This window comes from Lentzea sp. NPDC036955, assembly GCF_055608005.1.
The window spans coordinates 626,802-650,361 of the sequence record NZ_JBVJRC010000006.1; the positions used below are offsets into that span (position 1 = coordinate 626,802).

Sequence of the window (23,560 nt, forward strand, 5' to 3'; positions counted from 1 at the left end):
GTCAGGACACCTTAGGCGTGGCGCGGACGCCCATGTGCAGGTACTGCTCGCCGGTGGGCAGCGTGTAGAACACGACCGAGGTCCAGCTGTCCTGCTCGGAGTCCCGGCACACGAACAGCTCGTCGGTGATCGGCACGAGGTCGACCTCCGGCGGGTCCGGCACGAGCCCCGCCAGCGATCCGGTGACCGTCATCGCCAGCCGCAGGCCCTTCTCGCCCTCGGACACCTCCAGGCGCGCCGAAGCCCGTTCGTACCGGCCGACGTACCGCGCGGTGTCCACCTCGACAGGGTCGCCGGGCTCCAGCGGGCGCGGCATCGCGACACCGGCCAGCTCGGCGAAGATCTCCCGGTACAGCTCCAGGTAGAGCTCGCGGGCCTTGCCGCCGTTGGTGAGCAGCGTGACGGCGAGGCCCTGCTCGGGCAGCAGGCGCAGGAACGCCGACTGGCCGATGGTGTTGCCGTCGTGGCCGATGAGCCGGTGACCGTCCCAGCCGAACCGGATCCAGCCCAGGCCCCACGAGTCGCCGAGCGCGTTCGGGTCGGGCACGTCGGTCTGCTTCTCGGTCATCGCCGCCGCGGTGGCCTCCGCCAGCACGGACCCGCCGCCGGTGAGGTGCATCTTCGCGAACTCCAGCACGTCCGCGGTCGTCGAGAAGATCGTCCCGGCGGGGCCGAGCGAGCGCGGCAGCTGCCACACCGGGGCCGGCTTCGCCTCGCCGTCGGCGTCGATGTGGCCGACGGCGGCGCGGTGCATCAGCGCCTCCTCCGGCAGCGTGCCGGTGCGGTCCAGGCCGAGCGGGCCGAAGAGCTTCTCCCGCATGGCCGCGTCCCACGTCTGCCCGGTGAGCTTCTCGACCACCCGGCCGGCGAGGGAGAACCCGCTGTTGCAGTAGGAGAACGTGGCGCCGAGCGGGTGGTTCTGGCCCGCCTCCACCAGCTGCTCGACGTAGCGCCGCAGGCAGTCGTCGCCGCGGCCGGTGTCGGTGAACACGTCGCCGTCGATGCCGCTGGTGTGCGTGAGCAGGTGCCGCATGGTCACCTTCTGCGCGACCACCGGGTCGGCCAGCTTCAGCTCGGGCAGCACGTCGGCGATCGGCGTGTCGAGGTCGAGCAGGCCCTCGTCGACCAGCCGCATCACCACGGTCGCCGTCCACACCTTGCCGATCGAGCCGATCTGGAACACCGAGTCCTGGGTGACCTCCACCCCGGTGGCCGTGTTCAGCACGCCGTGGCAGGCCTCGGCGACGTCGTCGCCGCGCAGGATGCCGAGCGCCGCACCGGGCACGCCGTGCTTCTTCGCGAGCACGGACAGCCTGCGCTGCCAGTGCGCCGCGTCCAGGGCCCGGCCCTCACCGGTGTGCTCGCGCACCCAGTCGACCACGCGCCGGTTGAAGTCCTCGCGGTGCGAGGGCGTGCCGTTGAGGATGAACAGGTGCGAGGCACCGGGGTAGAGCACCAGCCGGGCCGGGACGTCGTTCTGGCGCAACGCGGTGAACCACTGCTCGGCCTGCCCGGCCGGGCACCGGTCGTCGCTCGCGCCCTGGTAGATCAACGTCGGCGTGCGGACGTCGTCGACGCGGGTCAGCGGGGACAGCTCGGCGAGGTGGTCGCCCGCACCGCCCAGCTCCAGCGCGGTGAGCGCGTGACCGGCGTCGGACGTGCCCGCCATGCTCGTCAGGTCGCTGACCACGCCACCGGCGACCGCGGCGGCGAAGCGGTGGTCGCGGCTGGTCAGGTAGCAGGTCATGTAGCCGCCGTAGCTGTAGCCGGTGACGGCGAGCCGGGCTGGGTCGGCGGTGCCGTCGGCGACCAGCTGGTCGAGCGGCTCCAGGAAGTCGCGCGCGTCGGCCTTGCCCCACGCGCCGAGCGCAGCCTGGTAGAACGCCTCGCCGTAGCCGTCGCTGCCGCGCGGGTTGAGCAGCAGCACCGTCCACCCGCGCCGGGCCAGCACCTGGTGGTACAGGTGCACCGGGTCCGCGGAGCCGTTCCACGCGTTGTGCGGGCCGCCGTGGATGTCCAGCAGCAGCGGGGAGGGGCCGGTGCGCTCCGGGTCGCGGACGAGCCAGCCGTGCACGACGGTGCCGTCGGAGATCGTGAACTCGCGCTCCCGCGGCACGAACCGGTCGGCGCCGCTGTCGTGCCCGGTGCGGACGGTCACCTCGCCGGTGGTCAGGTCGACCGTGGCGATCTCGCCGTAGGAGGTGCCGCCGCTCAGCACGACCGCCGCGGTGGTGCCGCTGACCGACAGCCCGGACACGACCCGGGAGTCACCGCCGACGAGCAGTCTGGGCGCGTCGTCACCGTCGACCGCGTACAGCTGCGTGCAGCCGCGGTCGCGGGCGCAGAACACCACACCGGTCGGCGTGAGCGCGGGCTGACCGCCGGGGTAGCCGGCCATGCCCGGCATGACGTTGCGGTCCAGCGGCGCGGCGAGGTCGCGCGGCTCGCCGCCGTCCAGCGGCAGCTCCAGCAGGCCGAGGTGGCCGGTGTCGGTGGTGGTGCGGCCGGTGACGAGCAACGCCGACCCGTCGCGCGACCACGTGATCGTCGCGGCCTGGCCGTCGGCGAGCCCGACGAGCCTCGGCTCACCACCGGCGGCGCTCACGACGTGCACCGGCGCGCGGAAGGTCAGGTCGGCGTCGCGGTCCGTGGCCGCCGCGAAGGCGAGCCGCGTGCCGTCCGGTGACCACGCGGGCGGGCCTGCGTGCCAGTCGCCGCTGGTGAGCTGCCTGACCTCGCGGCCGGCGAGCGTGAGCACGTGCAGGTGGCTGCGGACCGTGCGCAGGAACCCGGCCCCGTCGGCCTTGTAGTCGAGCCGGTCGGCCACGACGGGTGCCTTCGCGTCGCCCTCGTCGACCGGTGCGCTGAACGCGACCGCCGTGCCGTCCGGGCTCCACACCGGTGCCCCCGCACCGAGCGGCAGGGTCGTGAGCTGCTCGGGCTCGCCGCCGTTCGCGGGCAGCAGCCACAGCTGGGCGGGACCGTCCTGGGCGCGCAGGAACGCGATGCGCGCGCCGTCGGGTGAGAACGCCGGTGCGACGTCGGCCTCGCCCCTGGTGAGCCGGCTCGGCTCGCCGTCCGCTACGCGCCACAGCGACCGCAGGTCGCGGTCCCGCTCGCGGTCGGTGGTGCGCAGGACGTACACGACCTCGCTGCCGTCGGGGGAGATCGCGGGCTGCTCGGGCAGCGCGAAACCGTACAGGTCCTCGATGGTGGTCACGGTGCAGATCCCCTCGTCAGTGGTTCGGCTTGCCGAGCTCGGCGCGGAACAGGTCGAGCACGTTCGCGCCGAGCACCAGCGCGATGTCGTCGTCGGGCCACCCGCGCTCCTGCAGCGCCTCGGTGACCAGCGGCAGCCCCGCCGGCCCTTCGAGCCCGGGGAGGAACCGGTCGGTCGGCACGCCCTCGATGAACTGCGCCTCGCAGCACGGGGGAGTGACGTCCTCCAGGACCTCCTTCACGAAGTCCGGTCCCAGGCCCACGTGCCGGATGCCCATCACGCCCGCGATGTGCTCGATGTGGTCGACCAGCCGCTCGATGCGGAAGTCGGTCTCGTGCAGGAACGGCGCGAAGAAGTTCACGCACACCACGCCGCCGTTCGCCGCGATGGCCCTGAGCTGGTCGTCGGTCAGGTTGCGGTGGTGGTCGCGCAACGCCCGTGCCGACGAGTGCGTGGCGATCACCGGCCGGGTGGCGAGCTCCAGCACGTGCTCGACACCGGCCACGCCCAGGTGGCTGACGTCGAACATCATCCCGAGCCGTTCCATCTCGGCCACCGCCGCGACGCCCGCCCTGGTCAGCCTGCCGCCGGTGGCGTCCTCACCGCTGCCGTCGGCCAGCGCGGTGCGGCCGAAGTGCGCGAGCGACGCGATCCGCACGCCGAGCCGGAACAACGTCTCCAGCAGCTCGACGTCCTCACCGACACCCGGTGCGCTCTCGAGTGCGAGCACGAGCGCGATGCGGTCGTCCGCGAGAGCGGCGTCGACGGTGGTGCCGTCGTGGCAGAGCGCGACGGCGTCCGGGTTCGCCTCGGCGATGCGGTGTGCGGCCTCGATCATCCGCAACGTCTGACGCAGCGCCCCCTCCGGCCGGAACACGTCGTCCACGAACACCGGCAGCACCTGCAGGTTCACCCCGCCCGCCCGCAGCTGCGGCAGCCAGCGCTCGCGGAAGTGCGGCACCCAGCGCTCGACGGGCCGGTGCGCGATCGCGTCGAGCAGGTCGTTGTGCGTGTCGGCGACGACGCAGCGGTCGTGCAGGTCCATCAGTACGCCTCCAGCAGTTCACGGGTGTAGTCGTGCCGGGGCCGCGCGAGGACCTGGTCCGCCTCGCCCTCCTCGACGATCCGGCCGCCGCGCATCACCGCGATCCGGTCGCTCACGTACCGCACGACGGCCAGGTCGTGGGAGATGAACAGCATCGACAGGCCGAGCCGCCGTTGCAGGTCGCGCACCAGGTTGAGCACCGCGCCCTGGACGGACACGTCGAGCGCGGAGGTGATCTCGTCGGCGATCACCACCTCCGGCCGCCCGGCGAGCGCCCTGGCGAGCGCGACCCGTTGCCGTTGCCCGCCGGAGAGCCGGGCGGGCAGCGCGGTCGCGCGGTCGGGGTCGAGGTGCACGAGCTCCAGCAACCGGGCGACCTCGGCGCGGCGGTCGGTGCCCCTCGGCATCGCCTCCGCGATCGACTCGCCGATGCTCATCCGCGGGTCGAGACTGGAGTACGGGTCCTGGAACACCATCTGCAACCCGCGGTCACGCCGGCGGAGCCTGCGGACGTCCACGCCGCCGAGCGAGATCGTGCCGGAGGTGGCGTCGACGAGGCCGACGGCGGTGCTCGCCAGGGTGGACTTGCCGGAGCCGGACTCGCCGACGAGACCGACGACCTTCCCGGACGGCACGGTCAGGCTGACGTCGTCCACGGCCAGGTGCCCGGTCCTGCGGTGTCCGTAGTGGACGGACACGGACTCGAAGCGCAGCTCGCTCACGTGGTTCCCCCTCGGCTCCCGGCAGACTCGGCCAGTGCCGACCGCTGCTGCTCCTCCACCCGCCAGCACGACACCCGGTGTCCCGCCTCGACCGCGGTCAGCACCGGCTCCTCCGCGCGGCAGCGGTCGTCCGCCAGCGGGCAGCGCGGAGCGAACGGGCAGCCCGCCACCACCTCGGCCGGCTCCGGCGGCCGTCCGGGGATGACCGCGAGCGGCTGGTCGCGGTCGGTCTCCAGCGTCGGCACCGCCGCCAGCAACGCCGTCGTGTACGGGTGCCGTGCCGCGGTGAACAGCTCCGCCGTGGGCAGCTCCTCGACGATCCGCCCCGCGTACATCACGAGCACCCGGTCGCAGGTCCGCTGCACGACGCTGATGTCGTGGCTGATCAGCAGGACCGCCGTCGAGCGCTCGTCGCGGATGCGGCCGAGCAGCCGCAGCACCTCGCGCTGCACCGTGACGTCCAGCGCGGTCGTCGGTTCGTCGGCGATCACCAGCCGGGGATCGCCCATCAGGCCCATCGCGATCATGGCGCGTTGCCGCATGCCGCCGGAGAACTCGTGCGGGTACTGCTTGGCGCGTTGCCCCGGCACCCGCACCGACTCCAGCCGGTCCGCCGCCCGCTGCCACGCGTCCTTGCGCGACATCCCCTGGTGCTGCTGGGAAACCTCGGCGAGCTGGCTGCCGATGCGCCGGGTCGGGTTGAACGACGTCATCGGGTCCTGGAACACCATGGCGAGCGACGTGCCCAGCTCGCGGTCCGGCGTGCCCTCCACCGGTTTCCCCAGGAACTCCAGGCGGTCCGCGGTCACCACACCGGGGTGCTCGACCAGCCGGGACACCGCGAGCGCGGTCAGGCTCTTGCCCGACCCCGACTCGCCGACCACCCCGACCACCTCGGCCTCGCGCACGGCGAACGACACCCCGCGCACCGGCGTGACCCAGCCGTCCGGGCCGGGGAACGACACCCGCAGGTTCCGCACGGTCAGCACGCCCTCGTCCGCCACGTCGTCCACAGTGGACGGAGCAGGCGCAGGCCGGCCGCGCCGCACCGGTGGTGGCCGGTGGCCCAGCACGGCCGCGGCCGCCTCGCCGAACAGGTTGAACGCCAGCCCGGCGACGACCACGGCGACCGCCGGTCCCAGCGCGGGCGCGGGGGAGACGTAGATCCGGTTCAGCCCCTCGCCGAGCAGCCGGCCCCAGTCGTAGGACGGTGCCTGCACGCCGATGCCCAGGAACGACAGTCCCGCGAACGCGGTCAGCGCCGACCCCGCCGCCAGCGTCGCGTTGATCACCAGCGGTTCTGCGACGTTCGGCAGCACGTGCCGCACCAGGACGCGGAACCGGCCGACGCCGCTCACCCGTGCCGCCGCGATGTAGGACCGGCCGCTCACCGACGCCGTCAGCGTCTGGGTGAGGCGGGCGAACGACGGCGCGAGGGCGAACGCGATGGCGAGCACCGCACCCGTCGTCCCGGTGCCGAAGACGACCGCGAAGAACAGCGCCAGCAGCAGACCGGGGAACGCCACCGCGATGTTGACCGCCGCCGTCACCACGCGCCCGGCCCAGCGCGGCAGCACCGCGGGCAGCGCGCCGAGCACCACACCCGTGCCCACGCCGACCACGGTCGCCAGCAGCGCCAGGCCGATGGTCAGCCGGGTCGCCACCAGCACCCGGTGGAGGATGTCGCGCCCCAGCGCGTCCGTGCCGAGCGGGTGCGCCGCGGACGAACCCTGCTGCAGCGCGTCCGTGTCGATCGCGCCGGCCTGCTCACCCCACAGCAGCGGGGCGAACAGGGCCAGTCCCGCGAGCAGGAGCAGCAGGACGGCGGACGCGGCACCGACCGGTGTGCGGGCGACTGCGAGCCAACGGCGCATCACGCCTCCCGGATCGTCGAACGGGGGTCGAGCAGGGCGAGGACCACGTCCACGGCCAGGTTCACCAGCAGCACACCGGTGCCGTAGACGAGGACGATGCCCTGCACCGCCGGGTAGTCCTTCTGCTGGATCGACCCGACGATCGTGGAACCCAGACCCGGCCAGGCGAACACGTTCTCCACCAGCACGGTCCCCGCCACCAGCGCGGCGAGCATCATCGCGCCGAGCGTGAGCGTCGCGGTCAGCGCGTTGGGCAGCGCGTGCCGCAGGTAGACCAGCCGCGCGGGCAGCCGCTTCGCCCTGGCCGTGCGCACGAAGTCGTTGCCCAGCACGGACAGCAGCTCCACCCGCACCATCCGCGCGAGCACCGCCGCCGGGCCCAGCGCGAGCGCCAGCACCGGCAGCACCCACGAGCCGGCGGCGTCGTTGCCCGCCACCGGGAACCAGCCGAGCGTGACGGCGAACAGGCTGACCAGCGCGACCGCGAGCAGGAACTCGGGGATGGCCGCGACCACCACGCTCACCGAGGTGAACCCGAGCTCGCCGCCGCGTCGGCGACCGCCCTTCGTGAGCACCGCCATGCCGACGCCCACCGGAACCGCCACCACGACCACGACCAGGAACGCCAGCACCGCGAGCTGCACGGTGGCGGGCAGCCGGTCGCCGATCAGGTCCGCGACCGGCGTGCCGCTGACCAGCGACACGCCGAAGTCGCCGCGGACCAGGTCACCCAGGTAGTTCCAGTACTGCACGAGCAGCGGGTCGTCCAGCCCCAGCGCCTCCCGCCGCGCGGCGACCACGTCGGGCTGCGCGGTCAGGCCGAGCGCCTCCCGCACCGGGTCACCGGGGATCAGGTGGATCATCAGGAACGCGGCCGTCACCAGCGCCCACAGCGAGGTCGCGAACCGCACCGCCCGCCGCCGCGCGAACGGCAGCCACGAGGCGCCGCTCGAAGCCGTCGAGGTCGTGGCGGTGGTCACGAGGCGAGCATCCGGATCGAGGCCGGGTCGAGGCCGTCGCTCATGGTGAACTTGGCGCCCTTGACGAACGTCGGCACCACGGCGTCGAAGTACGGCAGGAGGTCGGCGTTCTTCACCAGCGCGGACTCGGCCCTGTTCCAGTTCTCGCAGCCGGCGCTGCCCGCCTTCGTCGCGGCGAGCTTCGTCTGCTCGGCGTACTCGGGGTTGGTGATGGCACCGAAGTTCACGCCCTGCGGCGGCACCGGGCCGGCCGCGAACGGCACCAGCTGGCTGGGCAGCCCGAGCGTGATCGGCGCCATCGAGACGTCCCACGCGCCGGTGCTGAACAACGCCTGGTTGAGCCCGGCGGAGTCGACCGGCTGGATGGTCACCCGCACCCCGATCTCCTGCCAGGCCTTCTGGATGAGCTCGGCGGTCGCGGTCAGCGTCGGCCCGAGGATGGTCGGCTGCATCAGCCGGATCGTCAGCGGCTTGGTGTCCTTCGACCACCCGGCGGCCTTCAGCGCGTTCTCGGCGGCGGCCTTGTCGAACTTCGGCAGGTGCGCGCTCACGTTGTCGCCGGTGCACGGCCGGGGTTCGACGGTCACGAAGCTCTGCGACGGCTTGCCCTTGCCGCTCGTGAGCACCTTGCCGACCTGCCCCAGGTCGAGCGCCTGCAGCAACGCCCTGCGCACGGCCGGGTCGCTGCCGGGCAGCCCCTGCGCGTGGTTGAACGCGAACATGCCCAGCGGGGTCGCGTAGTCGACGTGGTCGACCTTCTGCGCCAGCAGGCGTTCCTGGTCGGGACCGGCGACCGTGGCCGCGGTGAGCTGACCGGACAGCAGCAGGTTGACCGCCGTCGTCTCGTTCGGGATGACCCGCAGGACCACCTTGTCCGGCAGGCCCTGCTGCTCCTGCTGCCAGTCGCCGGGACCCCACGCGTAGTCCTTGCGGCGGGTCAGCGTGTAGTGGTCGTTCGGCACGACCTCGGAGATCGTGAACATCCCGGTGCCCTGCTCGCCCTTCGCGAGCAGCGACCGGTCGGCCATGCCCTTCGCGCAGACGATCGGCAGCGTGCCGACGTTGGTCAGCAGGAACGCGTCCGGCGCGCCGCTGGTGACGGTGACCGTGCGGGTGGCCTCGTCGGCGGTGGCCGTGGTGCCGGGGGCGACCTGGAGGCCGGCCAGCGGTGACTTGTTCTGCGGGTCGCCGACGAAGTTGATGTTCGCGGCGACGTCGGCAGCGGTGAGCGGGGCGCCGTCGGCGCACGTGACACCGGAGCGCAGCGTGAAGGTCGCCTTGCTGACGTCGGCGTCCCACTTCTCCGCCAGCCCGGACACGACCTCACCCGAGCGCGTGGGTTCGACGAGGCGGCCGTAGAGGAACCGGCCGACCTGGCGCGCGACGGACAGCACCGTGAGCGCCGGGTCGAGCGTGCCCGGATCGGCGCCGACGGACAGGGTGAACGTCCCGCCCTGCGCCAGCGCGCCGGACGAGGTGCCGCCGGAGCCGCAGCCGGCCACCAGGGTGATTCCCGCTAGCAGAGCGATCGTGCGCTTCATGAGGTGCTCCGGAGGTGGTCGACGGCGAGGCGTCCGGCGCGGCCGATGACCGCGTCGACGGCGGGCTGGCGCAGGACCGCGGAGTCCGCGCGGGTGAACACGGCGACCGCGTAGTCGCGGCCGTCGGGGTACGTGACGACGCCGGCCTCGTTGCGGACACCGGGCAGCGTGCCGGTCTTGGCCGCGACCCGGACGTCGGAGGGGAAGCCGGAGCTGAGCCGGTGCGGCCAGACCTGCCTGGCCATGATCGACCGAACCCGTTCGCACGCCTGCGCGACGGCGGCGCGGTCGGTCCAGATGGCGTCCAGCAGCGCGGTGACCTCCCGCGGCGTCGAGGAGGTGGTCCGCTGCGGGTCCACTATGGACAGGTTCCGCACGACCTCCCACGTCGGTGCCCCCAGCACCTCCTCCGCCTGCTCCACGCCCATGGCGAGGTCCGCGGTCATCGAGGCGAACAGGTCCTCGCAGCAGCCGATGATCCGCGTGCGGTGCAGGCCGAGGCGGTCGAGCACCCCGTCGACCGCGGCCTGTCCGATCCGGTGGAACAGCACGTCGGTGGCGGCGTTGTCGCTCATGGTCATCATGAACAGCGCCAGGTCCCGCCAGCTCATCTCGACGTCGTCGGCACACCCCGCGGTGCCGATGCCGCCGATCCGGTAGCGGGACGTGACCCGCGTGCGCTCGGTCTCGTCGAGGCGCCCGGCGGCCACCTCCGCGGCGTAGGCGACCGCCACCGGGATCTTGAACACCGACGCGAGTACGACCTGGTCGTCCGCGCCGACGCACACCTCGGGCCCGGCGGTCACGCCGACCTCGCGGGCGTGGACGAACCCCTCGGCACCGGCCTCGGCGAACGCGGCCCGGATGCGGTCGGAGATCGCGCTGCCGGTCACCGCGCCGTCCGCCACCGCGCTGTCCGTCACGGGGCCACCCGGCGGTCCGCGCGGCCGGTGTGCAGGTACAGGGCCCGGCCCTGGCCGTCGTCACCGACGAACGCGTGCGGCAGGTAGATGCCGAGCGTCGGCTCCGCGGCCACGAGCGTGTCGCCCTCCCACGGGAACAGCTCGGTGCGGCCGGCGCGTTCTGGGCTGAGCTCGGCCATGATCCCCTTGGGCACGAGCTCCATCCAGATCCGGCCGTCGTCGTCCTGCGTCACGACCCGTTCGCCGACCGAGGACGTGTAGGTGCCGACGAACCGCGCGCCGTCGGGGCGTTCAGCGGCCTGCGCCGGTTCGGGCATGGCGGGCAGGTCGACGCCGGCGAGCTCGCGCAGGACGTGCCCGACGACCTCGCGGTACAGCTCCAGCGTGTTGCCGCCGTTGGTCAGCAGGCTGACGGCGACGCCCTGCTCGGGGACCAGGCGCAGGAAGGCGTTCTGCCCGATGGTGCCGCCGTCGTGGCCGACGACCGTCGCACCGGGCAGGTGGAACAGCTCCCAGCCCAGACCCCAGGTGTCGCCCATGACCGCGAGCTTCGGCACCTCGACCTGCACCTGCTGCATGGCGGCGACGCTCTCCGGCGACAGCACCCTCGTGCCGTCCTGCGCGAGGCCGCCGTCGAGGTGCATCCGCGCGAACGCGAGCAGGTCGCGGGCGCTCATCGCGAGCATCGAGCCGGCGGGGGCGTTCGAGCGCACGAGCGCCCAGACCGGTGCGAGCTGCGGACCCTGCCCGGGGTCGTGCGTGAGGTGCCCGGCCGCGGCGCGGAACAGGATCGCCTCGTAGGCGTCGGTGGCCGCGTGGGTCAGGCCGAGCGGTGCGAACAGGTGCTCGTGCAGGCAGCGGTCGTAGTGCTTGCCGCGCACCACCTCCACGACCCGGCCGAGCACGGTGTAGCCGGCGTTGTTGTAGCTGAACATCCCGCCGGGTGCGAAGAGCTGGGGCGTGTCGTGCAACGTCGCGATGTACTTCTCCACGGAGTCGTCGCCGCGGCCGGTGTCGGTGAACAGATCGCCCTCGAAGCCCGCCGTGTGGTTCAGCAGCTGCCGCACGGTGATCCGCTGCGCGGCGTCCTCGTCGGCGATGCGGAACTCGGGCAGGTAGGTGCGCAGCGGGGCGTCGAGGTCGACCAGGCCCTCGTCGACCAGCTGCATCACGAGCGTCGTCGTCCAGACCTTGGTGATCGACCCGATCTGGAACAGCGAGTCGGTGGTGGTCTCCACACCGGTCTTCTTGTTGAGCACCCCGGCCGCGGCCTCGACCAGCTCGTCGCCGGCGAGCACGGCGGCGGTGGCTCCCGGCACGCCGTGCCGTGCGACCAGCTCGGGCAGGTTCTGCTGCAACCAGTCGTTGATCTCGTTCAGCCTCGACATGCACGTGCCCCGTTCACCTCGACGTGACTCCGGTCGCGGGCAACGCTAGGTTCGGCGGCCCCGCGGACACCTCGTGCGGGCCGACGAATCTGACACCCCGGGTTCGTCCGCTCCGACGAACGCCCTGGCGTGGTGGAGCAGGCTCCACCTCCGGCCGGGCAGTCTGCGTGATCGTTCCGAAGGGGTCGCCGAACCTACGTTTCTCCTGCAAGCAGGACCTACCGAGGAGAACGTGATGAGGGCAGACGCGCTGTCGCTGCAGGCGGTGCGCAAGGTGTACGGCACCGGGGGTGGTGCGGTCACCGCGCTGCACGAGGTGACGGTCGGCATCGGCCGGGGCACCTTCACCGCCGTGATGGGGCCGTCGGGATCGGGCAAGAGCACGTTCCTGCACTGCGCGTCCGGCATGGACAAGCCGACCTCGGGACGGGTGCTGCTCGGCGACACCGACCTGGGCGCGCTGAAGGAGGCCGCGCTCACGAAGGTGCGCCGCGACCGGATCGGGTTCGTCTTCCAGGCCTACAACCTGCTGCCGTCGCTGACCGTCGAGCAGAACATCACCCTGCCGCTGCGGCTGGCCGGCCGGTCCACGGACCGCAGGTGGCTGCACGAGGTCGTCGAGCGGGTCGGGCTGGGCGACCGGCTGGGGCACCACCCCGCGGAGCTGTCCGGCGGGCAGCAGCAGCGGGTCGCGATAGCGCGGGCGCTGATCGCCCGGCCCGAGGTCGTGCTGGCCGACGAGCCGACCGGTGCGCTGGACTCGCGCACCGCGCACCAGGTGCTGACCCTGCTGAGGTCCATTGTGGACTCGATGGGGCAGACGGTGCTGATGGTCACGCACGACCCGGTGGCCGCCTCGGCCGCGCACAGCGTGCTGTTCCTGGCCGACGGACGGCTGGCCGGCGAGCTCGTCGCGCCGACGCCGGAGAAGGTCGCCGAGCGCATGACGCACCTCGGGGAGTGGTGAGCCGTGCTGATCCTGGCCTGGCAGACCGTCAAGGCCCGCACCGGCGGGTTCATCGGCGCCTTCGTGGCGATCCTGTGCGGCACGGCGCTCGTCGCGGCGTGCGGCGTGCTCATGGAGTCCGGGTTGCGCGGTGGCGTGCCGACCCAGCGGTACGCGGCGGCGGACGTCGTCGTCAGCGGTGACCGGATCGTGCGACCGGAGGGTGGGGACGTCCTCGCGTTCGAGCACGCCAGCGAACAGCCGCCGGTCGCGGCGGGGCTGGTCGACAAGGTCCGCGCGGTGCCGGGTGTGCGCGCCGCGGTCGCCGAGCAGACCTTCCCGGCCACGGTGGTCACCGCGGACGGGCAGGTGCTCGCGGACAAGCCGTCGTTCGGCCACAACTGGGGTTCGGCGGTGCTCTCGCCGTTCACGTTGAAGTCCGGGCGGGCCCCGGCGGCGGGCGACGAGGTGGTGCTCGACACCGGGCTCGCCGCACGGGTCGGGGACGAGGTGCGGATCGCGACCCGGTCCGTGCCGGTGACCTACCGGGTCGTCGGTGTCGCGGAGGGCGCCGGGTCGCGGCAGGCGTCGGTGTTCTTCACCGACGCCGAGGCCGACGAGCTCGCCGCCCATCCCGGCAAGGTCAGCGCCATCGGCGTGCTCGGCAGCGGCGGGGACGCCACCGGGCTCGCCGACCGGATCGAGGACGCCCTCGCCGCTGACCACGTCTCCGTGGCCTCCGGTGCCGACCGCAGCGCAGCCGAGTTCGACGACGTCAGCCAGACCAAGTCGATCCTCGCCATCATCGCCGGTTCCTTCGGCGGCTACGCCGTCCTCGTCGCGATCTTCGTCGTCGCCAGCACGCTCGCGCTGGCCGTCGAGCAGCGCCGCCGCGAGTTCGCCCTGCTGCGCGCCGTCGGTGCGACCCCGCGCCAGGTCCGCAAGCTCATCGGCGTCGAGACGCTGGTGGTCGCGGCGGTCGCCGGTGTGCTGGGCAGCGTGCTCGGCATCGCGGTCAGCCAGGGGCTGCGCAGCGCGTTCGCGCAGATCGGTGTGGTGCCGGCGGACTTCGAGCTGACGATCAGCCCGATCCCGCTCGCCGCCGCACTCCTGATCGGACTGGGCGCGGCCCGCGTCGCCGCCTGGAGCGCGGCGCGACGGCCGTCCTCGATCAACCCGGTCGAGGCGCTCGGCGAGGCCTCCCTGCAGAAGCGCGACCTCGGCCGGGTGCGGCTGGTCGTCGGCTGGGTCACCCTGGCCGTCGGCGTCGGCGCCACCGCGGTGCCGCTGTTCGTCCGCGGCCAGCTCGGCGCCGCGATGTCGGTGATGGCCGCCCTGGTGATCATCATCGGCCTGGCACTGGTCGGGCCGCGCGTTGTGGGCCGGCTGGTGCGGCTCGTCGCACCGGGGCTCGGCCGGCTCTCCCGGGTCAGCGGGCACCTGGCCGCCGCCAACGCGCTCAAGAACTCCCGCCGCATGGCCGCCGCCGTCACGCCGCTGATGCTCGCGATCGGGTTCGCCGTCGTGAACTTCTACAGCCAGACGACGTTCACCGCCGCGGTGCAGCAGGAGACGACCAGCTCCATCACCGCCGACCACGTCGTCACCGGCGTCGCCGGGGTGCCCGCGGAGCTCGCCGGTGCCGTCCGGGACCTGCCCGGCGTGACCGGGGTGACGCCGCTCGTGCGCACCGAGGTCATCACCGCGCGCAGGACCGGTGACAGCACGGAGGTCAACCGCGGTCCCGCCCACGGCATCGACTCCGACGCCGCCGTCGACCTCGGTGTCACGAGCGGGACCATCGGGGACCTCACCACCGGCACGGTCGCGCTGAGCGACTCCTACGCGTACTGGAACGACAAGAAGATCGGTGACACCGCCGAGTTCTGGTACGCCGACGGCCAGCCCGCGCGGCTCAAGGTCGTGGCGACGTTCAAGCACGACCTCGCGTTCGGCGACCACGTCATGTCCGCCGCCGACGCTCGCGCGCACACCAACGCGGGCATGGACAGCGCTCTGCTGGTGCGCACCGACGACGCCGCACGGCTGACCGACCTGGTCGACCGCTACCCCGGCCTCGCGCTCACCGGTGCGCTCGACGGACCGGACCGCAGCGACCAGCGGGCGCAGTTCCTGCTCAACCTGGTCGCCGTCGGCGTGATCCTCGGCTACGTCGCCATCTCGGTGTCCAACACCCTGGTGATGTCGACCGCCCAGCGCCGCCGCGAGTTCGCGTTGCTGCGCCTGGTCGGCACCGGTCGCCGGCAGGTCGTGCGGATGATGCGGGCGGAGGCGCTGCTCACCGTCGGGATCGCCGTGGTGCTCGGCACGCTGGTGGCGGCGCTGCCGCTGGCGTTGCTCGCGCTCGGCGCCACCGGCACACCGCTGCCGGCCGGGCCGGGGTGGGTGTTCCCGGCCGTGCTCGCCGGTGCGGTGCTGCTGGGCACCGCGTCCATCGCGGTCGCGACCCGGTTGTCGTTGCGCGCCAAGCCGATCGACACCATCGGCATGCGCGAGTGATGATCAGTGGCCTCGGCCGGGTGCGCATCCTCTTCTCGTGCCGCCCGGCCCACGGCCACCTCCACCCGCTGGTGCCGCTCGCCAGGGCGGCACCGGCACCGTGCTCGGCGCGCTCGCGGCCGCCCTGCCCCAGCTGGTGCCGCCGCAGGGCGCCGACCAGTTCGTCAACGGCGAGGCGCTGACCGCGGCCGTGATCACCGAACGGGCGCGCCACCTCCTCGGCGACCCCGCCACGCGGGAGGTCGCCGGGGAGGTGGCGCGGAAGAGCGCGGCGATGCCCGGTCCGGCGGCGGTGATCAGGCAGCCGGCCGCGCCGGCGTCCTGGGGGCGGGCTCCACCTCCGGTTGCAGGTCCATGCCCGCGGGCAGCGAGGCGCGGTAGATCGGCATCGCGGCGGCGGTCGTCAGGATGGCGACCGCCACCAGGATCGCGAACATCTCCGGCGTCACCAGGTTGTAGGCCAGGCCGATGTTGATGAAGATCAGGATCATCAGCCCGCGCGCGTTCATCAGGCCGCCCACCGCGGAGGCGTAGCGCCACGAGTAGCCCTGCGCCCGCACGACCAGCCCGCAGCCGAGGTACTTGCCGACGAAAGCGGCCAGCACGACCACGGCGAGCTGCCACCACAGCGCCCCACCCGACCCGAACCCGGACACCTGGGTGTTGAGACCGCTGAACGCGAAGAACACCGGCAGCAGCAGGATCGAGTTCAGGTCGGTCAGCTTCGTCTCCAGCTCCCGGCGCAGCACCGGCGACTTGGGCATCGCGAGCCCGGTGATGAACCCGCCGAACACCGAGAACACCCCGATGAAGTCGGTGAACCAGCCGGCCACCAGCACGACCAGCAGGATGACCGCCATGGCGTCGCGGCTGAGCTCGCCGGTGCGCTCGGTCTGCTCGCCCAGCTTCGCGAGCCACCTGCGGCCGATCGTGAGCATGACGACCGCGAACACCGCCGCGCCGATGATCGTGCGCAGCGCACCGCCGGGGCTGCCCGACGCGCCGACCGCGATGATCAGCGCGAGGAACGCCCACGCCACCGCGTCGTCGATCGCCGCGGCCACCAGGGTCAGGCCGCCGATCGGGGTGTTCGCGATGCCGCGCTCCTGCAGGATGCGCGCCAGCATCGGGAACGCGGTGATCGACAGCGCGCCGCCGACGAACAGCATGAACACCCACAGGCTCGACCCCTGCGGGCTGAGGGAGTCGAAGAACAGCATCGCCGCGCCCGCGCCGAGCAGGAACGTCGGCACGATGCCGGACACCGCGAGCACCGACGCCCTGCGCGCGTTGGCACCCGTGGTCAGGCCGTGGTCCAAAGAGGACCCGACGAGGAACATGTAGAACGTCAGCCCGATCGTGCTCAGCACGTACAGCGTGCTCTTCACGTCGGCCGGGAACAGCTGGGCCTGCAGACCGGGGGCGACGGCACCGAGCAGCGCCGGTCCGAGCAGCACGCCCGCGACCATCTCGCCGACGACCCTGGGTTGCTTGACCAGCATGGCCAGCCGCCCGCACACCGTGGTCGCGACCAGCACGACGGCGAGCGCTGCGAAGACCTGCAACGCGAAGTGGATCTGGTTCACCGGGGATCTCCTGGGGTCAGTGGCGGACCGGGCAACCCTGCGGGTCGTTCGTCTCGAAGTAGCGCCCCGCCAGCCGCAGCCGGCGGGCGTGCACCACCATCACGGTGCCGAGCACGAGCTGGACGACGCTGCGCCAGACGTCACCCCAGCGGTCGCGCACGCGCATCAGGGCGAGCCGCCGCCGTGGCACCGGGCCGGTGCGGACGAGCAGGCACGGGCCGCGGCTGGGCAACGAGCGGGTGTGCGCCACCGGCGAATGCGGGGTGACCTGCCGCAGGACCTCCCTGGCGGCCGCGCGCATCGCGATGGGGGAGAGCCGCCACGCCGGGCACGGCCGGTTGGCGGCGACGCCGAACGGGATGTGGTGCTCGCGGCGGGCGTTGGTGCGCTCCCAGCGGGACGGGTCGAACGCGTGCGGGTCGTCGTAGCCGGTGGCGTGGTAGGCGGGGTAGTCGAAGCACAGCACCGAACCGGCGGGGAACGACGTGTGCTCGTCGAGCACGACGTCGGCGGTCGTGATGCGGTGGGCGATGCCGAACAGCGGGTAGAGCCGGAACGTCTCGTCCAGCACGTGGCCGAAGTACCGGTCGTCGTCCGCCCGCCGGGCCGCCTCGGGGTGTTGGGCCAGTGCGAGCAGGAGGTGCGCCATCGCCTCGGACATCTGCACGACCGCGGTGTTGAAGTAGGTGCCCTGCAGGTAGTGCACCTGCTCGGTCTCCGACAACGTCTCCGGCAGCGGGTGGCGGACGTCCGCGAGCCGCACCCGCAGGTACCGGCTCAGCCGCTCCCGGCGGGCGGGGTGGCGCAGCCCCGTGCACTTCAACGCGCTCACGACGTCGTCGGCGTGCTCGACGACCAGGTCACGCGCGTACCGAGGGCAGGGTTCGCCGAACACCAGCTCGTAGAAGTACTCGGCCCACACCGGCATCATCAGGTCGCGCAACCGCACGTGCGTGACCGGTCCGGTCAGCACCTCGCCGAGGACCTTCGCCGTGCAGCGGGTGGCGAGGTCCGCGAGATCGGCGCTCGGCCCGGCGAGGAACGTCCGCGTCACGCGGGCCACGTCGTCGTAGCGCGGCCCGTCCTCCAGGTGTTCCTGGTGCACCTCGGGACCGGGGGAGAGCCAGTACCAGAACAGGTCCGACAACCCGGCGCCCCTGCTGCGGCCGTTCACGGCGGGGTGGCCGTAGAGCTCCTGGAACCGGTCGGGACCCACCACGTCGTTCGGGAACGTGATGGCGTTGTCGCCGTTGACCTTCTCGAACACCTTGGCGCGCAACGCGACCACCCGCCCTGGCAACCACCTCAGCACCGGGTCACCACCATGTCGCCGCTCAGCTCGCCCCCGCACAGCGCCAGCACGTGCAGGTACTCGTCGCGCAGCACGTCGAGCACCCGCCGCACCCCTGCTTCGCCGTCGGCGGCGAGCCCCCACAGCACCGGCCGGCCGATGCCGACCGCGGACGCTCCGAGCGCCAGCGCCACCGCGATGTCCCCGCCGCCGCGCACACCACCGTCGAGCACCACGGGCACCCGCCCGGCGACCGCCTCGACCACCGCGGGCAACGCGTCCAGCGCCGCCGGCACGACGTCGAGCTGACGGCCGCCGTGGTTGGACACGAAGATCCCCGCCACCCCGTGCTCCACCGCGAGCACCGCGTCCGCCGGGTGCAGAACCCCCTTCAACCACACCGGGAGCGAGGTCCGCGCACGCAGCCGGTCGACGTCCTCCCACGTGAACGCCGCCATCTCGATGTCGCGCAGACCGGTGGCACCGGCGAGGTCGCGCATGTTCTCCGCCGCCAGCCCCGGTGGCAGGTCGTGGAACCCGTGCGCGATGTCCCTGCGGTGCCGGCCGAACACCGGCGAGTCGACGGTGACGACCAGCGCGGCGCAGCCGGCCCGTTCCGCCCGTTCCACCAGCGCCTCGGTCACACCGGGGGTGGGCTGGAGGTAGAGCTGGAACCACACCGGCCCGCTCGCCGCCGCCACGACCTCGGCGATCGGCACCGTCGAGGCCATGCTGGACACCAGCACCGCCTCCCCGGCGGCACGCGCCGTCGCCAGCTCGCCGTCGGGGTGGGCGAGCCGGTGGAACGCCGTCGGCGCTACCACCACCGGGAAACCGGTGCGCACCGCGCCGCCCCGCAGCACCCTGGGCAGCAGGGCGCGCCGGGCGAACGCGGCCTCGTTCTCCGCGAGCACGACCTCGTCCCCGACCCCGCCCGCGAAGAAGTCGTAGTGGACGGGGTCGAGCACCGCGCGTGCCTTGTCGTGCAGATCCGCGAGCACCGGGTTCACCGCAGGTACTCCCGCAGCGGCGCCCTGTGCACCGTCTCGCTGTCCCACTCGTTCTCGAGGTTCTCGGTGAGGTGGTGCTCGTCGACCAGCTCGCCGGCGCGGAACCGGCGCACGACCGGGTGCAGGTAGCGGCCGTCGAGCCCGCTGGTGTCGTCCTGCGAGGTGCGGCCTGCGGAGATGTCGAACGGGTTGACCTTGTCGTGGTCGGCGCCGTACTCCAGCGTCACCACCAGGTACGACTCCACGTCGCCGAACTCGCCGCGGGCCACCGCCTCGTGCAGGTGCGCGACCGGCACCTCCTCGACGTAGCGCACCGTGCCGTCGGCGCCGAACAGCACGACGTCGGACATGAACGCGAACAGCTGCCACAGCGCCGAGGTCCGGTTGACCCGCTCGATGATCGCGTCGGTCACGCCGTCGGCCGCGATCTCCCGGCTGGGCCAGTCCACGCCGTGGTAGCGGTGCTCGATGATGCGGTGCAACGCGCGCACGCCGTAGCGGAAGCCGTGGATGAACCCGCTTGTGGACTTCTTGAAGTCCCTGGCCTGCGTGATCGTGCCGGCGAAGAACAGGTCGGGCACGTTCACCGACTCCCACGCCGCGGTCTGGTCGGGGAAGCGGTCCTTGATCGTGAGCTGCGGGCGGCACTCCGGCGCGAAGATCGAGGCGTCGAACCGGAACCCGGTCGCGAGGATCACCCGGTCGTACCGGATCTCCTTCACCACCTCGTTCACCCGCTGGAAGCTGACCTTCACCCAGTAGTCGTCGCCGTCGCGCCGGATGCCCGCGATGTGCCCGTCCAGCACCGCGTTCTGCGACTTGAGCTGGTAGGTGTCGAGGAAGTTGTTGTTCACCGCCCGCAGGTGGCCGACGAAGTGCGTCTGCCAGGCGAGCTTCAGCGAACCGGGGCCGGCGACGTGGATGACCGCAGCGGTCTCGACCAGGTTGTCCGCAGTCTCGAACGCCGAGTTGCCGCGCCCGATGATGAGGACCTTCTTGCCGGTGAAGTCGGCCGGGTCCACCGACACGTCGTAGTAGGGCTCTGCGTGCTCGACGCCCTCGATGTCGGGGACGTACTGCTTCGAGACGCCGGTGGCGACGATGAGCCGCTTCGCCCGGTACGTGCCGCCGTGCTGGTCGTGCACCACGAAGTCGTCCGGCCGGGTCACCGAGACGACCGTGGTGTCGTAGCGGATCGGCAGGTCGTTCTTCACGGCGAAGTCGCCGAGGTAGCGGACCATGTCGTCGGCACCGGGGAAGTAGCGCGGGGTGTAGGCGGTGAACAGCAGGTCCGGGTCGTCGGTGAGCAGCGAGTTCCAGTCGGTGCGCAGGTTCAGCTCTGGGTCGTCCCAGCCGGTGTGCACCTTGTTGATGGAGATCAGCATCCGGTGGCGCGGGAACCGGGTGAAGAACGTCCCGGCCGCCGCACCGGACTCGAGCACCAGGTGGTCGCGTCCCGCCTGCTTGAGCAGGGCGGACGCCTGCAGTCCGGCAGGACCGGCGCCGATGACGAGACAGTCGGTGGAAACCTCGCTGGACAAGGGTTTCTCCTTCACGCGGTGCCGACCGGTTCGACCAACCGGCGCTTGTCGGGTTTGCCGCTCGGGGCGACGGGGGGTTCGGCGATGGCGGTGACCCGCACCGGAGCGCAGGCGGCGCCCAGCCGTTCGGTCACCAGGTGCCGCAGCTCGGCGAGGGCGGGCACGCGGTCGGCGCGGGGGACGACGAACGCGTGCACGGCCTCGCCGGTGTCCTCGTCCGGCACGGCGACCACGTAGGCCTCGGCGACGTCCGGGTGTTCGGCGAGCACCTGTTCGATGGGGCCGATGTGGTGCAGGTTGGCGTTGACGATCACGACGTCGCGAGCCCGCCCGGTGAGGTGCAGGAAGCCATCGGCGTCGAGGTGGCCGAGGTCGCGGGTGCGGACCCAGCCGTCGACGAACACCTCGGCCGACTCGGCCGGGTTCGCCCAGTAGGAGCCGGCCTGGCCGGGTGTCCGCACGAACAGCTCGCCGTCGCGGACCTCGACGTCGACCGGTGGCCGGCCGACCGTGCCGGGCGGGTCAGCGGGCGTGGCCATCGAGATCATGCCGGTCTCGGTCTGGCCGTAGCCGTGGAACAGCACCGGTCCCAGGACCTCCAGTGCCTCGCGGTGGCGTTCGGCCGTCAGCGGTGACCCGGAGACGAGCAGCGCGCGCAACGCCGACAGGTCAGCGGGCCGCTCGCGCTGGCCGCGCACCAGCTTCGCCAGTCCGGGCACGGTGATCACCCGCGCGGTGGCGCGGTGGCGGGTGATCGACTCGACCGGCGCGGGGGTGTCGGCGACGACGACCGTGCCGCCCGCGGTGAGCGTGAGGACCGCGTACTCGAACATGACCTGGCTCGACAGCGACCCGAACACGAGGTAGCGGTCGAGGCGGCCGGCCAGGTCGCGGATCGCGGGCGGCCACGCCTCGGGCCGTGCGGTCCACGCGCGGGTCATCGCGGCGTAGGTCTGGGCACAGGCCTTGGGCGCACCCGTGCTGCCGCTGGTGTGGATGAGCCGGGCGACGTCGTCCGGGCGGCCGGCGCAGGTGAGCTCGGCGCTCCCGTGCCGCCGCAACGCGTCCACGTCGGCGTCTTCGAGGACGAGCGCGATGTCGAGGCCGAGCAGGTGCCGGACCTGGGCGTCGGTCAGGCCCGGCCGCACGCCCACGACCCGCGCGCCCACCGCGTGCCCGGCGAGGATCGTGGCGAACGCCTCCGGGGTGACGCCGAGCAGCAGCGCCAGCCCGTCACCGGGACCGATGCCGCGGGAGCGCAGTCCGTGCGCGATCCGCGCGGTGAGGTCCAGCAGCTCGTCGCCGGTCACCACGCGGGTGCCGTGCTCGAAGACCGGCCGGTCCGCGGCGACGGCGAGCACGTCGAGCACCGCCCGCGGGAACGGCCCGGCCTCACGCGCCGGCAAGGCATTCCTTCACGAACACGGCCAGCGGCTGCTGGTGCACGCCCGGCAGGTCCCAGTGGTTCTCCAGGTTCTCCGCCAGGTGGTGGGTCGCGACCAGCTCGCCGTTGCGGTGGTAGCGGACCACCGGGTGCAGGTAGCTCGCGTCGGCGGCGTGCGCGGCGTCGTTCTCGGCGACGCGGGGGACGTCGATGTCGAACGGGTCGACGGTGTCGTGGTGCGGGCCGTACTCCAGCGTCGCGACGAACCGGTGCTCGGCCGCGTCGAGACCGCCGTCGTGGACGTAGGCGACCGGCACCTCCTCCTCGTACCGCGCCGTGCCGCCGTCGACCGTGACGATGTCGCCGATCACCGCGAACTGCTGCCACAGGCACGACGAGCGGTTCAGCCGGGCGATGAGCGCGTCGCTGATCGACTCCGGTGACGCGTCGACCTCCCGCCCCGGCCACGGCGTGCCGTGGTTGCGGGCGGAGAGGATGCGGTGCAGCGCGCGGGCGCCGTAGCGGAAGCCGTGGATGAACCCGCTGGTCGACTTCTTGAAGTCGCGCGACTGCGTGATGGTGCCGGCGAAGTACAGGCCGGGCACGGTGGTCGACTCGAACGCCGAGGTGAGCTCCGGGAACCGGTCGTCGACCACCAGCCGCGGCCGTGCGCTGCCGGCGAAGATCGAGCTGTCGAACCGGAACCCGGTGCAGGCGATGATCCGGTCGTAGTCCAGCTCGCGCAGCTGCTCCTGCGTGCGCGCGTACCGGAACCGGATCCGGAAACCGCCTTCCGGCCTGCGGTCGATCTGCTCGATCGTGCCGTCGAGGACGGCGTTCTCCGACTTGAGCTGGTAGGTGTCGAGGAAGTTGTTGTTCACCGCCCGCAGGTGCCCGACGTAGTGCGTCTGCCAGGCCAGCTTCACCGAGTGCGGCCCGGCGACGTGGATGACGGCGGCGTGCTCGACGAGCGCGTCGGCGGTCTCGAACCCGGAGTTGCCCTTGCCGATCACCAGCACCCGCTGGCCGGTGAACCCCTCCGGGTCGGTGTCGAAGGTGTCGTAGCGCTCGACGTGCTCGATGCCGGGGATGTCCGGCACGTGGAGCTGCGACACGCCGGTGGCCACGACCAGGTGCGCGGCCTGCCACGTCCGTCCGCTGTGGTCGGTGACGACGAACGCGTTGCCCTGCTTGGCGATCCGGGCGACCTCGACGTCATAGTGCACACGCAGGCCGGTGGCGACGTCTTCGAGGTAGCGGACCATGTCGTCGGCCGCGGGGAAGTACCGGGGGCTGTACCGGGTGAACAGCAGGTCCGGATCGTCGAGCAGCAGCGAGTTCCAGTCCATCCGCATCCGCTGCTCCGGGTCCGCGTACCCCGAGTGGACCTTGTTGATGGAGATGAGCTTGCGGTGCCGCGGGTAGCGGGTGAAGAACGCGCCCGCCCTGTTGCCGCGTTCGAGGACGGCGTAGTCGCGACCGTCGCGCTCCAGCAGTGCCGCGAGCTGCAACCCGGCCGGTCCGGCCCCGATGATCAGGTAGTCGTGCGCCATGGCCGAGGAAGCTACCCACGCGATCTCAGAACTCTC

15 protein-coding genes and 1 pseudogene are annotated in these 23,560 nt (G+C 72.5%); 2 read left to right on the forward strand and 14 right to left on the reverse strand.

Annotated features, from left to right (window positions below; all coding sequences use genetic code 11):
* Window position 1: 1 nt before the first annotated feature.
* From ACZ7CF_RS23455 to ACZ7CF_RS23490, 8 genes and pseudogenes are all read right to left on the reverse strand, one after another.
* Complete coding sequence (locus ACZ7CF_RS23455) at window positions 2–3,220, reverse strand: serine hydrolase (RefSeq protein WP_470370583.1); 3,219 nt, start codon at window positions 3,218–3,220, stop codon at window positions 2–4.
* Between the two features lie 16 nt (window positions 3,221–3,236).
* Window positions 3,237–4,265 (reverse strand): dipeptidase, encoded by a 1,029-nt coding sequence (locus ACZ7CF_RS23460; RefSeq protein ID WP_360388753.1) that lies wholly within the window; start codon window positions 4,263–4,265, stop codon window positions 3,237–3,239.
* A 5-nt stretch (window positions 4,266–4,270) separates the two neighbouring features.
* Window positions 4,271–4,987: pseudogene (locus ACZ7CF_RS23465) on the reverse strand (ABC transporter ATP-binding protein); the annotation flags it as partial.
* On the reverse strand, window positions 4,984–6,861 hold the full coding sequence (locus tag ACZ7CF_RS23470; protein WP_470370584.1) for a dipeptide/oligopeptide/nickel ABC transporter permease/ATP-binding protein: 1,878 nt from the start codon (window positions 6,859–6,861) through the stop codon (window positions 4,984–4,986). The gene ACZ7CF_RS23470 and the pseudogene ACZ7CF_RS23465, both read right to left, overlap by 4 nt.
* Window positions 6,861–7,841 carry an ABC transporter permease gene (locus tag ACZ7CF_RS23475; protein WP_458431996.1) on the reverse strand — a complete coding sequence of 327 codons (981 nt, stop codon included), beginning with the start codon at window positions 7,839–7,841 and terminating at the stop codon, window positions 6,861–6,863. The genes ACZ7CF_RS23470 and ACZ7CF_RS23475 overlap by 1 nt, the downstream gene beginning before the upstream one ends.
* Window positions 7,838–9,382: an ABC transporter substrate-binding protein gene (locus ACZ7CF_RS23480; RefSeq protein ID WP_470370585.1), complete on the reverse strand. Its 1,545-nt coding sequence runs from the start codon at window positions 9,380–9,382 to the stop codon at window positions 7,838–7,840. The genes ACZ7CF_RS23475 and ACZ7CF_RS23480 overlap by 4 nt, the downstream gene beginning before the upstream one ends.
* On the reverse strand, window positions 9,379–10,305 hold the full coding sequence (locus ACZ7CF_RS23485; RefSeq protein ID WP_470370586.1) for a serine hydrolase: 927 nt from the start codon (window positions 10,303–10,305) through the stop codon (window positions 9,379–9,381). The genes ACZ7CF_RS23480 and ACZ7CF_RS23485 overlap by 4 nt, the downstream gene beginning before the upstream one ends.
* On the reverse strand, window positions 10,302–11,693 hold the full coding sequence (locus ACZ7CF_RS23490; RefSeq protein WP_360388739.1) for a serine hydrolase domain-containing protein: 1,392 nt from the start codon (window positions 11,691–11,693) through the stop codon (window positions 10,302–10,304). The genes ACZ7CF_RS23485 and ACZ7CF_RS23490 overlap by 4 nt, the downstream gene beginning before the upstream one ends.
* Window positions 11,694–11,928: 235 nt before the next feature.
* On the opposite strand from ACZ7CF_RS23490, the gene ACZ7CF_RS23495 reads away from it, so the two are divergent.
* Both ACZ7CF_RS23495 and ACZ7CF_RS23500 read left to right on the forward strand, forming a co-directional pair.
* Window positions 11,929–12,660 carry an ABC transporter ATP-binding protein gene (locus tag ACZ7CF_RS23495; RefSeq protein ID WP_360388736.1) on the forward strand — a complete coding sequence of 244 codons (732 nt, stop codon included), beginning with the start codon at window positions 11,929–11,931 and terminating at the stop codon, window positions 12,658–12,660.
* Window positions 12,661–12,663: 3 nt separating this feature from the next.
* Complete coding sequence (locus ACZ7CF_RS23500) at window positions 12,664–15,159, forward strand: FtsX-like permease family protein (RefSeq protein ID WP_470370587.1); 2,496 nt, start codon at window positions 12,664–12,666, stop codon at window positions 15,157–15,159.
* Window positions 15,160–15,455: 296 nt separating this feature from the next.
* Here ACZ7CF_RS23500 and ACZ7CF_RS23505 read toward each other — a convergent pair whose 3' ends face one another.
* From ACZ7CF_RS23505 to ACZ7CF_RS23530, 6 genes are read right to left on the reverse strand one after another with little or no spacing between them, the layout of a single operon-like run.
* Complete coding sequence (locus tag ACZ7CF_RS23505; RefSeq protein ID WP_360388730.1) at window positions 15,456–16,745, reverse strand: cation:proton antiporter; 1,290 nt, start codon at window positions 16,743–16,745, stop codon at window positions 15,456–15,458.
* 16 nt (window positions 16,746–16,761) lie between these two features.
* Window positions 16,762–18,057, reverse strand: a complete 1,296-nt coding sequence (locus tag ACZ7CF_RS23510; RefSeq protein WP_360388727.1) for a cytochrome P450 — start codon at window positions 18,055–18,057, stop codon at window positions 16,762–16,764.
* Window positions 18,051–19,046: an alpha-hydroxy acid oxidase gene (locus ACZ7CF_RS23515; protein ID WP_470370588.1), complete on the reverse strand. Its 996-nt coding sequence runs from the start codon at window positions 19,044–19,046 to the stop codon at window positions 18,051–18,053. The genes ACZ7CF_RS23510 and ACZ7CF_RS23515 overlap by 7 nt, the downstream gene beginning before the upstream one ends.
* Complete coding sequence (locus ACZ7CF_RS23520; protein WP_360388721.1) at window positions 19,043–20,587, reverse strand: NAD(P)-binding domain-containing protein; 1,545 nt, start codon at window positions 20,585–20,587, stop codon at window positions 19,043–19,045. The genes ACZ7CF_RS23515 and ACZ7CF_RS23520 overlap by 4 nt, the downstream gene beginning before the upstream one ends.
* Before the next feature lie 11 nt (window positions 20,588–20,598).
* Window positions 20,599–21,993, reverse strand: a complete 1,395-nt coding sequence (locus ACZ7CF_RS23525) for a class I adenylate-forming enzyme family protein (protein ID WP_360388718.1) — start codon at window positions 21,991–21,993, stop codon at window positions 20,599–20,601.
* The gene (locus ACZ7CF_RS23530) at window positions 21,980–23,524 is read right to left on the reverse strand and encodes an NAD(P)-binding domain-containing protein (protein WP_470370589.1); all 1,545 of its coding nucleotides are present in this window, start codon (window positions 23,522–23,524) and stop codon (window positions 21,980–21,982) included. The genes ACZ7CF_RS23525 and ACZ7CF_RS23530 overlap by 14 nt, the downstream gene beginning before the upstream one ends.
* Window positions 23,525–23,560 lie beyond the last annotated feature (36 nt).

Bases quoted from the DNA above. Each gene is read 5' to 3' on its own strand.
- ACZ7CF_RS23460 (WP_360388753.1), bottom strand. From the start codon at position 4,265: ATGGACCTGCACGACCGCTGCGTCGTCGCCGACACGCACAACGACCTG.
- ACZ7CF_RS23470 (WP_470370584.1), bottom strand. From the start codon at position 6,861: ATGCGCCGTTGGCTCGCAGTCGCCCGCACACCGGTCGGTGCCGCGTCC.
- ACZ7CF_RS23480 (WP_470370585.1), bottom strand. From the start codon at position 9,382: ATGAAGCGCACGATCGCTCTGCTAGCGGGAATCACCCTGGTGGCCGGC.
- ACZ7CF_RS23490 (WP_360388739.1), bottom strand. From the start codon at position 11,693: ATGTCGAGGCTGAACGAGATCAACGACTGGTTGCAGCAGAACCTGCCC.
- ACZ7CF_RS23495 (WP_360388736.1), top strand. From the start codon at position 11,929: ATGAGGGCAGACGCGCTGTCGCTGCAGGCGGTGCGCAAGGTGTACGGC.
- ACZ7CF_RS23530 (WP_470370589.1), bottom strand. From the start codon at position 23,524: ATGGCGCACGACTACCTGATCATCGGGGCCGGACCGGCCGGGTTGCAG.